Origin of the sequence: Chitinophaga barathri, from assembly GCF_003807585.1 — a bacterium.
In the GTDB taxonomy this organism is placed as follows: Bacteria; Bacteroidota; Bacteroidia; order Chitinophagales; family Chitinophagaceae; genus Chitinophaga; species Chitinophaga barathri.
This window is the reverse complement of record NZ_RMBX01000006.1, coordinates 326,556-338,329: the sequence shown is the minus strand read 5'-3', so window position 1 is coordinate 338,329 and position 11,774 is coordinate 326,556. Positions and strand designations below refer to the sequence as shown.

The 11,774-nt window shown below is 52.6% G+C and carries 5 protein-coding genes; 3 read left to right on the top strand and 2 right to left on the bottom strand.

All coding sequences use genetic code 11. The features are described 5' to 3' along the window. Nucleotides 1-516 precede the first annotated feature (516 nt). Together EG028_RS13100 and EG028_RS13095 are read right to left on the bottom strand one after the other, a co-directional pair. A complete protein-coding gene (locus EG028_RS13100; RefSeq protein ID WP_120516722.1) occupies nucleotides 517-2,208 on the bottom strand; it encodes a SusD/RagB family nutrient-binding outer membrane lipoprotein in 1,692 nt (563 codons plus the stop codon). 18 nt (nucleotides 2,209-2,226) lie between these two features. Next, a complete protein-coding gene (locus EG028_RS13095) occupies nucleotides 2,227-5,514 on the bottom strand; it encodes a SusC/RagA family TonB-linked outer membrane protein (protein WP_120516723.1) in 3,288 nt (1,095 codons plus the stop codon). Nucleotides 5,515-6,853: 1,339 nt separating this feature from the next. On the opposite strand from EG028_RS13095, the gene EG028_RS13090 reads away from it, so the two are divergent. The 3 genes from EG028_RS13090 to EG028_RS13080 all read left to right on the top strand — a co-directional run bounded on the left by EG028_RS13090 (nucleotide 6,854) and on the right by EG028_RS13080 (nucleotide 11,711). Beyond that, nucleotides 6,854-8,494: a carboxypeptidase-like regulatory domain-containing protein gene (locus EG028_RS13090; RefSeq protein ID WP_120516724.1), complete on the top strand. Its 1,641-nt coding sequence runs from the start codon at nucleotides 6,854-6,856 to the stop codon at nucleotides 8,492-8,494. A 63-nt stretch (nucleotides 8,495-8,557) separates the two neighbouring features. Continuing rightward, on the top strand, nucleotides 8,558-10,105 hold the full coding sequence (locus tag EG028_RS13085; protein WP_123864657.1) for a SusC/RagA family TonB-linked outer membrane protein: 1,548 nt from the start codon (nucleotides 8,558-8,560) through the stop codon (nucleotides 10,103-10,105). A gap of 19 nt (nucleotides 10,106-10,124) precedes the next feature. Continuing rightward, a complete protein-coding gene (locus tag EG028_RS13080; RefSeq protein WP_162946466.1) occupies nucleotides 10,125-11,711 on the top strand; it encodes a SusD/RagB family nutrient-binding outer membrane lipoprotein in 1,587 nt (528 codons plus the stop codon). Nucleotides 11,712-11,774 lie beyond the last annotated feature (63 nt).

Below are 11,774 nucleotides of genomic sequence, written 5' to 3'. Positions count from 1 at the left end.
AATATAGCACCACCATACTCCCCATACAACTCAGATTCAGATTGTTATACTCATAACTAAAACACCATTTTACCCTTTTTCACGTATACTAAAATTCTCTGCACTGAAAGTGCAGAGGTTCGGAATCCGGATTAAAGTCCTGCTTCGGTGCTGATCATCACATTAATGCCCCAAATTAGAAGAGCCCCAGGCTGGCGCAAAGCCGTCATTGCGAGGAGCAGCAGCGCTAAAGTGGGTGGGGCGACGAAGCAATCTCCTGCATCGAATAGATGTACGCCAATATCTGGAGATTGCTTCGTCGCCGCTCCTGCACAAATCCCCGCTGCTCCTCGCAATGACGACCTTTTCACAAGGACGCCACAAACAAGGCCAGTTCTGTAGTAGATTTTCCCGCATTACCAAAGCCCTTGCACTAAAGTGCATAGTTTTAACTAACGGCCGGGACCAATAAACCCATAAAAAAAGCCCCGGGAAATCCCAGGGCTTTTTGCTTTTCAGCCTTTATTCCATTCTTCACTATTTTTTATCCCACCAAACACGGCCGGTGATATCTTCCACCGCGTTGCCGTATTCTCCTGTTGCCTTCATTTCGGTCACTGCTTTATTGTAGTTGTCGATATTCTGGTTGGAAATAGGCAGCGGCCAGCGGCGCGGAATTTCCTGTTTCACACCGCTTGCGATAAATTCCTTGCGGTTCAGGATGCCGCCCACTTTCGGGTAACCCAGCAGCTTGTAATAACCCCAGGCTTCCCAGGGCGTTTTGAAGCTATTGATATATTGCTGGATGCCGATCTTTTCCATCTTCTCATCGGTAGTGCCGGTAAATGCGATCGCGGGTTTGGCCAGGTAAGCGTAGATGGCTTCGGGCGTTGCAACCGTGAAGTCCACCGCCGGGGCCAGGGTAGCGATACCGCTGTAGGCATTGATGGAAGCAGTCACGCCTTTGTTATACCACTCTGTTGCGTCTCCCGTGATGATGCTTTTCAGGGAAAGCTCGGACAGGATGAAACACATTTCAGCGTAAGTCACCATAGGCTGGGTATATGCACCGGCCAGGTCGCCGTCCGATCCGAGATCGAAAATGCGGTTCTGGAAAGTAGACAAGGTATCCACTTCCACACTCACGTTCTGACCGCCTTCCACGATGCTGTAACGTTTTACGCCGTATAACCTGGCGAAAGCGGGATTGTTCCTGTCATCAGGGCTTTCAGGCATACCTACATACTGGCGGGGATTGTATACCGCTGATGCGGGGAATGCGCCGCCGGCTTTCAGGCGGTTGAATACCGCCAGCGTGAAACCGTTCTTTTTGAAGAACAGGTTCAGGCGCGGGTCCGAGTTGTCGTACATGAAGTCCACGAGGGTTTTGCCGCCGCGCGTTGCGTTGCCTTGTGCGTTCCAGTTGCCGCCTCTGGCGAAGTTGGTGCTGGAGATAAATTTCCATTCATCCGCCACGCCGGTGAACAGGCCCGCGGGGCTGGCCATTACTTCTGTGGCGATAGCCTGCAGTTTCTGCGGAGCACGTTTGCCCAGGCGCATGGCTATTTTCAGACGCAGCACATTTGCAGCTTTCGCCCATTTGGATGCGTCGCCGGCGTAGAATATGTCATATTTGCCCACCTGCATAAACTGGCCGGCGGTAGTCAGCGTAGTGATGGCGGCTTTCAGTTCGGCATCAAAAATATCGAACAGTTTTTCCTGGCTGTCGTAAGCAGGCTTAAAGCTCCCCTCTCCCACACGGGCCAGGAAGGCTTCGGTGTAAGGAATGCTGCCGTTCACATCTGTTACGCGGAACGCGGAATACACTTTGTTCACCGTCGCAATGGCTCTTACCTGTGCGTAATAAGCCTGGTCGGACCCGGTTTTGCCGTCCACGATCTGCTGAATATCGGTGAGGTTCCGGCCGATGTTTGTATAAAACGCCGAATAAAAATCATTCACGCGCGGATTGGCGAACATACCGCCGGTATTACCGTCAGGATAACTTACTGTAAACTGCGTATAACGCATCAGGTACTGGTAATGCTCGTAGAACCAGTCGAAGTCACGGTCTACCATCGCTTTCTGCGAAGTAGTGATCAGCATTTCGGGAGAAATATCGGGCGTGATCTCAGGATTTTTATTGATGTTCTCGAAATCCTTTGTGCAGGAGCTGGCCAGTGTTGCCAGGGCCAGCGCCCCTATTCCTAATTTATGAATTGCTTTCATGGTTGTCTCGTTTTGAAATTAGAAGCCAAGTTGAAGGGTTACTGCCATGTTCCGCACGAACGGTGTGCCGCCGTACTCGGAGAATGCGCTGGTGCTGTTGTTACGCAGGCTCTCCGGGTTGATGTTATCCGGCAGGTTGTTGTACAGGTAACCGAGGTTACGGCCGATCAGCAGCACACGTACTTTGTTCATACGTATCTTCTCCGCGATCTTGCTGGGCATGGTATACCCGATGGACACCTCGCGCAGCGCAACATAAGATGCGTCGAACACAGATGCTTCGCGGATACCGATACCCCAGTCACCCACCATGCTGTAATACTGGTAGGGGCTCATGGGTTTCACATAACCCCTGCTGTATGCATCGCGGTAGGTCATGCCGCCAAGGTCCACTTCCGTGCCGTTGTGGGTGATCTTGTAACCGTCTTCAAATACGCCTTCGGGGATCATACCGTCATTGCGGCTGCGGCCTGAATTATCCGTCCAGGCAACGCCACCGTGCTCCGCATCGCGGCCTTCGATGGTGCTGGCTACTGTACCGCGGCCTGTACCGTACTGGTGGGAAGCGGAGAACATATCGCCGCCGATCCTGGCCTGTAACAGGAAGCCGAGGCTCCAGTTTTTGTAATTGAAGTTGTTGCTCAGGCCAAGGTTGAAGTCCGGCGTGATATTGCCCACTACTGCCGCGCCGCGTTTGAATTTATACGGCTGGTCCGCTGAGTTGGGTGAAATCACGGGTTTGCCGTTGTTCGGATCATTGGCATCTTTACCTACGTAAGGCGTGTAACCATAATTGGTCTGGATTACACCATAGGCCGCGCCTACGATCGCCAGTACCCTTACGTCCTGGTCGCTGCCCATTTCATATTCCTTTTCATTTCCGTAGAGGGAGATGATCTTGTTATTGTTTTTGCTGCCGTTCAAAGTAAGGTCCCAGCTGAAATTCTTTGATTCAATGGGCCTTGCGTTGATCGCGATCTCGATCCCGCTGTTCCTGAACTTGCCGGCGTTGATGAAACGGTCTTTTACACCGGATTCCATCGCCACGGGGATCTTGATGATCTGGTCCTTGATGATGGAGCGGTACCAGGCCACATCCAGGCCCAGGCGGTTGTTCAGGAAACGAACGTCCGCACCTACCTCTACAGAGCTGGAAGTGGAGGGTTTCAGGTTCAGGTTCGGCAGTGTGTTGGACTGGTAATATTCGTTGATCGGAAGAATGTTCGCGGCGCCGTTCCACACGGAGGAGGTAACATAGCCGGAGTTGTTCTCCCAGGGCATCATATCCCCGCCCACGAAGGCGTAAGACGCGCGGAGCTTACCGTAAGAAACCCAGGAAGGCATGCTGCTCTTCAGGCTTTCGGTAAATTCCCATGCCGCGCTCACGGAAGGATAAAAATAAGAAGGTGTGCCGTGGCCGTCAGGATACATCAGGGCGGAAGACCAGTCGTTACGGCCGGTCACGTCCAGAAACCAGGCATTTTTATAAGAGAAGCTCGCTGCGAAGAACAGGGAGTTGATCCTTTTCTGCGCCAGTGTTTTTGCCTGTGCATCCAGCGGTCCTTCACTGTTCGTCATGGCGTACATGCCGGGGATACGGAGACCGTTGGTGGTAGCGGTACGGAAGCTGTTGCCGATACCGGAGGTCCAGGTTTCAGCACCAAGGTTCAGGCTGGCGGTGAAGTCGGAGCCCAGTTTCGGGGTGATCACAGCCATACCGGTGAAAGTGTATTGTGTTTTATTCTGACCGGAAAGCACAAACAGGCCGCGGTTGCCGGTGTAGTTCGGGCCCCAGCCCAGCTGGCGGCGGTCATCCGCATTCTGTTCGTAGCTGAAGTTACCGCGGGCGATGAATTTCAGCCATTCGGTAGCCGTGCCGGTGAGGGAGAGATTACCCATGAGGAGTTTCTCTTTACGCACCCAGTTGTCGTTTTCCAGGGAGAACCAGTAGTCCGCGCCTGGATATTGGCCCAGGTAGCTGTTCAGGTCCTGCTTGCCGGGGTCCGGGCCCATGTAGCGCGCCTGCCAGTAACCGGGATCGTAGTTACGCGGGAAGATGTAGATCCATTTACGGCCAACGTTTTCGTTGGTATAATCGCCGCCCTGGCGGGTGGGATTGGTGGATTCGCTGGAGGTGAACGTTACGCCGCCTTCAGCGGAAAGGAATTTGGAAATAACGGCGGATGATTTCAGGGAGAACGCGTCTCTTTTGAAACCGTTGTTCGGCATCACGCTGTTATTGTCCACGTGGGAATAAGAAAAACGGAAGTTCGCTTTTTCGTTTCCGCCTTCCACGGCCACGTTCGTATTAAAGTATTTACCGGTCTGGTAAGTGTTTTTCCAGTTATTGGGCTGCGCGCTGAAAGGCACCACATCACCGTTGATGATCTTAGCCATAGTGCCGTCCATTTTGGGGCCGAAGCTGAAGCCGCCTGCCCACTCCACTACGTTGCCGTCCGCATCCGTGTTGAAGAAAGGATTATAACCCGCGCCGTATTCATTTTGCAAAGCGATGGGCGTGCGGTATACCTGCTCAAACTGTGCGGTCTGGCTGAATTCCACACCCAGGCCTTTACGGGTGGTTCCTTTTTTCGTGGTGATGAGGATGGCGCCGTTGATGGCGCGTGTACCGTAGAGAGCCGTAGCTGCCGCGCCTTTGAGCACGGTTACGGATTCAAAATCATCCGGGTTGAAGTTTTTGAGCACGTTACCGAAGTTCACGGCATTGTCCGCATCTTCATTTTCGAAGATGGTACCATCTATGATAAAGATGGGCTGGTCTTTGCCGTTGAGCGACTTGGCGCCGCGCAGTACGATGCGGCTGGCAGCCTGCGGGCCGCCGGCTGCGCCGGAGATGTCCAGGCCGGCCACTTTACCCTGCAGGGCTGCTACGGGGTTGATGGCGTTGGTTTTGGCCACTTCGGAACCCTTCAGTTCCGTAACGGCGTAACCGAGTTTTCTTTGCTCACGTTTGAACCCGAGGGCGGTTACTACCACTTCATTCAGGTTTTTGGAATCTTCTTTCAGCACGATGGCGAAAGAAGCGGCGGAAGCGGAAACTTCCTGCTGGGCATAGCCCATAAACGTAAACACCAGTGTGCCGTTCGGGGCCACGCTGATCTTAAAGGAACCATCCGCAGCGGTCATTGTGCCGTTCTGTGTTCCTTTTTCCATAACTGTTACGCCGGGTAATAGCTGGCCGTTAACATCCTTGACGGTGCCGGAGACTGCTTTTTTTTCCTGCGCCCATGCGATCGGGGCAAAGCAGAAAGACAGCAGCGTGGCAAGCAGAAGAATTCTTCGCATAGCTTCCTTAGATTTTAAGTTTGAACGTGAAAACAATAGTTTAGTTATCCTTTTATTATTGGTTGATAGCCGATGGCGGGCATGGCATAGGTTGCCCCGCGCATTGACCGCAATGCAATACAATTCCGTCCCGCCGGATGAAGGCAGGTGTGCATTAGCGCTGATAAAACTTCACAGATTTTCCCGTTGCATCAGTGCAATACGAATCCATCCCGTCCCTTAAGGCCAGGTCTACATTAGGCTGATAAAACGTAACAGATCGCCGGTTGCATCAGTTGTTATACAATACTTTCCTATCCAGCTTTTGGCGGGCGGGTCTGCATAACAGGCGGCTGATAAAAGAAGAGGTTTGTTTTGTTGCTGCTACCTCATGTCGCGTATTCTGATTATTCCGTTCACTATTCTCCGTTGTTCCTGGAATGGATAAAACGTTTTAGCCTCATCCAATAAAAAAATCCGTGCATGCCTTGCTCCTCCTCAATTTCACGGGCCAGGGGGTTTAGTTTATATGATAAAACGTTTTAGCATTTTACCAATAAAAAAAACCTGTGACATGCCAAGCGCTTCATATTCTTTCAACTCGCACAGATTTAGTTCAGAAAAACGAACGAATGCAAACTAGTCAAACTTTATAAAGTCACAAAAGAAAATTTAACTTTTTTTTGATACGCTCTTAAGATTACGCTAACAATCCGGAAAAAAACATCATTCCGCGCGAATATTCTACATAAATCCTGCTAAATTCCCTGCAAAATCATACCAATACAAGGTTCCAGCCGGTTTTGCAACCGATTTCGTATAGCACAGGCAGTAGGCGATCTTGTCTTGTCTTTGAGCCTAAAAACTTGATAAACGGCCATGGTGGATTTCGAAAAAAAAGGTAAGTTTGAGTAACAACAAAACCGGCGTTTTGGTAATTATTCAGAACAGGGCAAACCACCAGGCGCACCCCGGTTCTTTTTTTAGAAGGAAAGGCTAAAACGTTTTAGTGTAAATCCGCGTCCAATCCCCATACCGCACCGCAAATCATGATTATTTATCTGGTCAACCAATAGTATTTTTATCCGTACGGAACTCAGTGAACAAACCAGGAACAAACCTCCAGAGGACGGCAATGATCGAACCCAAAAAATAACTACAAACAAAACGGCCCCCAGGACGTTAACAATGAGCAACCAAAAATAATAACCAGAATTCAGTACTAACAACACCGTAAACCAGGAACCATTTTTTGAACAAACACAGGACCGCAACAGGAAGGTCCCCTGTTTTCCCATTCAGTAAACCCGGCCGGATTACCGGGAACCGCATCTTTTTTACGCATTTAAAACAGTGAACAATGAAAAGAACGCTACTACTTTTAGCGGTCTTCGTTAGCCTGTGCAATCAATTCTCTTTTGCACAGGCTAAAAAGACCGTATCCGGAACCGTGCGCAATGCCGGCGGGGAAGCCATCCCGGGTGTCACCATCACCGAAAAAGGCACTTCAAACGGCGCCATCTCGCAGACGGACGGCAGCTACCGCATCAATGTGACGCCCAACGCCACCCTCGTATTTAATTACATCGGGTTTCTGAAACAGGAGATCAAAACCGGTGATGGCTCCGCTTACAACATCACCCTCCAGGAAGATGTGACCGGCCTCAACGAAGTGGTGGTGACCGGCCTCAACCTCCCCCGCTCCCGCAAAGCCCTCGGGTATTCACAAGGCACCGTCAAAGCGGAACAGCTGGAAAACATCGGCTCCCCGGTGAACGCCTTCAGCGCGCTCTACGGCCAGGTAGCCGGCCTCAAGATCACCGGTACCGCCCTCGGGCCTGCCGGCGGCCTTTCCATCAACATCCGCAATGCCGTAGCCCTCTACGAAGGCTCTACCAACAGGCCCCTGTTTGTAATAGACGGCATCCCCATGCTGGACTGGCAGACGGACATCAACCGCAGCACCGGCAACGGCCTGAACGACCTGAACATGGATGACATCGCCACGTTTGACGTGCTCAAAGGCGCCAAAGCCGCCGTGCTTTACGGCTCCCAGGGCGCCAACGGCGTGATCCTCATCACCACCAAAAGCGGCACCAAAAAGAAAGGTTTCGGCGTGGATGTGAACCTCACCCATTCGCAGGACAGGGTATGGCTCATGCAGGAATTTCAGAACGAATACGGCTCCGGTTTTCCCGCCGCATGGGTGAACCCCGGCGTGGTGGACGGTGAAGGTTTTTACCAGAAAAACGGCAAACAGGCCTATTACCCCACGAACTACAACTTCGGCCCCAAAATGGACGGCCGCCAGATACTCTGGTACGACAGCGTGATGAGGCCCTACATCGCCCAGCCGGATAATATCCGCAACTTCTACCGGAACGGGTACACCAGCTCGGCGAACGTTGCCCTGCAGGGCGGCGGTGAAAACGGCGGTTTCCGCGTGTCTTACACCCGCAAGGATTACAAAGGCATCTTTGAAGGATTTAAACTGCACGACAACAACTTTACCTTCAACGGCAACATAAAGATCACCAACCGTGTAAACTTCAAGCTGGTGAGCACTTATGCGAACACCTTCAACCACAACTCGCCACCCACGAACCAGGACGTGTTCGTAACCTACGGCGTGCCGCGGCAGCTGAGCACCGAACTGCTCCGCACCCAGGTGGTGGACCCCGCCAATGACGATTACTTCTGGTGGGCCATGGAAAACCGGCAAACCCGCTACCCCGTAGGCGGCATCGTAAGGGACGGGCTGGCCGGCAACTACTTCTGGAACCAGATGCAGAACGATTACGACAATACCCGCAATCACTTCATCAACTCAGCCACCGTAGACGTGGATATCGCCAAAGGCTGGAAGTTCCAGCTGCTGGGCGGTTTTGACTGGGTCACCAATAAGAACGAACAAAAGGAAAAACTCCGCAGGCCGCTCTCCATGGGCGAAGGCGGCAGGTATTACCTGTACAACAGCACGGACGTGTATTATAATGGCTAGGCCATCGTCAGTTACGAAAAACAGATCAACACAAATTTCAGCCTGAACGCATTCGTGGGCGGCGTGATACAGAAACGCACCAGCGAATGGACCAGCCGGAACACCCGTTCTGACGGGTTCATCACCCGTGACTGGTTCTCCTTCAGCAATGCCAAAACCACACCGGTGGAAAGCAACGGCTTTCGCCGCTACAGCCTGTTATACGGCGCGTTCGGCTCCGTACAGGTAGGATTTAAGGAATGGCTGTACCTGGAATTGCAGGGGCGTAACGACTGGTCTTCCATCCTCCCGCCCGCCAACAATTCCTATTTCTACCCCGGCGCCAGCGTGTCCTGGATATTCAGCGAAACGCTCAAAATGCCCGCATGGGTAAGCTTCGGCAAGTTCAGGGTATCCTGGGCGGATGTTGGCCGCCCCGGCCCGGAATATTTTTCGAACAATGTGTATGACATCGGCAACTACGGTGGTGTGATCACCTACGCCCCGCGCGGGAGCCGGCCACCTGAAGACCTGAAGCCCGAACGCAAACGCGAAGTGGAGCTTGGCCTCGAAACCAAGTTCTTCAACAGCCGCCTTGGCCTGGAAGTGAACTATTACAACGGCAACACCTACGACCAGATCATGGGCCTGAGCGTACCGCCGTCCTCCGGATTTGGCGATACCAAGATCAACGCCGGGCAGATCTCGCACAGCGGCATCGAAGTATTCATCAATGCCACGCCGCTCAAAACGGGCAGTTTCAACTGGAATACCGTGCTGAACTTCCACAGCGACAAACCGATGGTGAAAAAACTCGCCCAGGGCATTACCACGCAGGGATTGTGGGGTATGTCCGGCGCCAGGGTAGTGGCGGTTGAAGGCCAGCCATGGGGCCAGGTAGTCGTGAGGCCGTATAAGGTGAATGAAAACGGCGAAAGGATCGTGGAAGGCGGGTATTATTCCACCGATCCCACAAAAGAAGAAGTGATCGGCAAAGTACTGCCGGATATTGCCGGCGGTTTTAACAACACCATTTCTTACAAAGGCCTTTCATTGGACTTTAATATCGATTACCAGTTCGGCTCCACACTCGTGTCCCAGACCAATATGTACATGGTGGGCAATGGCTCCGCTGCTTCCACCACCGCTTACCGCGATGAAGCGCATGGAGGCCTCCCCTATTACATCAACAACAGCAGCACGCTGGTATTATTGCCCAGTCACACTTCCGGCGTACCGGCAGATTCCAAATACCCCTTTATCATGCACGACGGTGTGATACTGCCCGGCGTACAGCCTGACGGCAAACCGAACGAAACGATCATCACCGCGGCGGATAAACATTCCTATTACTGGCAAACGTTTATGGACATCCAGCCCGATATCGTGTATAAAAACGATTACATCAAACTGCGCAACATCGTGCTCACATACGAACTGCCGAAGAAACTCACCAATAAGATACGTTTCGACCGGCTCGCGGTTTCATTGTTTGCCAACAACCTCTGGTATATCTACAAAACAATGCCGAACGTAGATGCGGAAGCGCTGAACGGCACGAACGTATTCTACGAAAACAATGCATTCCCCACTACCCGGAGTTACGGCGCAAGCATCAGGGCATCGTTTTAACAGCACAAAACAGTACAACATGAAAAAGAAAAACATATTCAACATACTGGCCGGATTGCTGATGTTATCGGTCGTTTCCTGCCAGAGCAAGCTGGAAGACCTTTACCTGGACCCGGACGGGTTCACCAATCCGGACATCCAGGGATTTTATACGAACACCCAGCAGCAGCTTGGCATCTTCCGGTATTCCTACGGGGAAATGTTCCATAATTTCAACACGCTCAATCCCATACTGGGCTCCGGCGGTTTCCAGAACGACGGCGCGCCCAGCAGCTTTTCCTGGGTGCACGACCCCTACTCGGACGCCTACAGCAAACTGCGCTCCATCGCCGCCATGCAGCAGGTGTACAACGGGCTTTCCGAACAGGATAAAAATGATTACGAGATCTTTATGTGGACGGCCGGCGCTATCAAGGAATACATCTTTCACCAGCTGACGGATGTATGCGGCGATGTGCCTTATTTCAAAGCCATGCAGGGCGCCGAACTCAACTTCTTCCCGCCTTTCGACAAGCAGTCCGAGATCTACCCGGCCATGCTGGCAAACCTGAAAGAAATATCCACTAACCTCAAGGGGTATACGCTGAACGGAAGTTTTATCCAGCAGCAGTTCACCCGCAACGATGTGTACTTCAATGGCAACATCACCAAATGGCGGGTGTTCATCAACAGCCTGCGGATGCGCCTGGCGCTGCGCCTGACGAACGTGATGCCCGAACTGGCGAAAAGCACGATACAGGAAGTGCTGGCGGATGATGAGTACGCAAAAGACAGGGCCACGTCCATTACGCTCGTGGACAGGCGGCCGGACCAGGCGATGGAACTGCTCATCTTCCGTTCCCTTTCAGAAAGGCTGACCCTGCGCCTCTTTGTGCCGGCAAACATGCTGAACCTGATGCGCAAGACCGGCTTTGCGGATGATCCACGCATCCCCGTGATCTTCCAGCCTGACAAAGACGGCAACTACACCGCCATGCCCACCGAAGCGCCCGATGTAGCCGCCATCGCCAGCCAGATCACCACCACGAACCTGGCAGCCACCTTCCCGTCCTTTTACAACCGCACCACGTTTGAGCGGAATTTCGGGATGCCTTACCAGATCATCACTTCTTCCGAGATACATCTGCTCAAGGCGGAAGCTAAACTCCGCTGGGCAGACCTGACGATCACCGCCGCGGATGAATACCGCGCCGCCATCAAAGAATCCATCGACATCTATTACGAGATCAACGCACTGAACCCGGACAACCAGTACAACGGCTTCATCCCCGCCTCCAAGGCCGTGAAACCGCCGGATGCCACCATCAATACTTTCCTGGACCAGAAAGTGGCGGAGTTCAATGCGGCCGCCGCCGGTGAAAAACTGGGCCTGATCTACGACCAGCGTTACATCCATTACAATATGCTCAAACCCTATGAGCTATGGGCGGACACGCGCAGGCTGATGAAAGAGCTGGGCCCGAGAGTGCGTAAATCGCCGAGCAACGTGCGGATGATGGAAAGGACCGTGTATCCGACGAGTGAAGAATTAAATAATCCCGTGAATTTCCAGGCTGTAAAGGCCTCTAACAATTATACCACCCCGGTGTGGTGGACAGGCCGTTAACAATTCCACGTAGAAAAAGGGGCCGTGCCGGATGGTGCGGTCCCTTTGTGTTTCGCCGGGGCA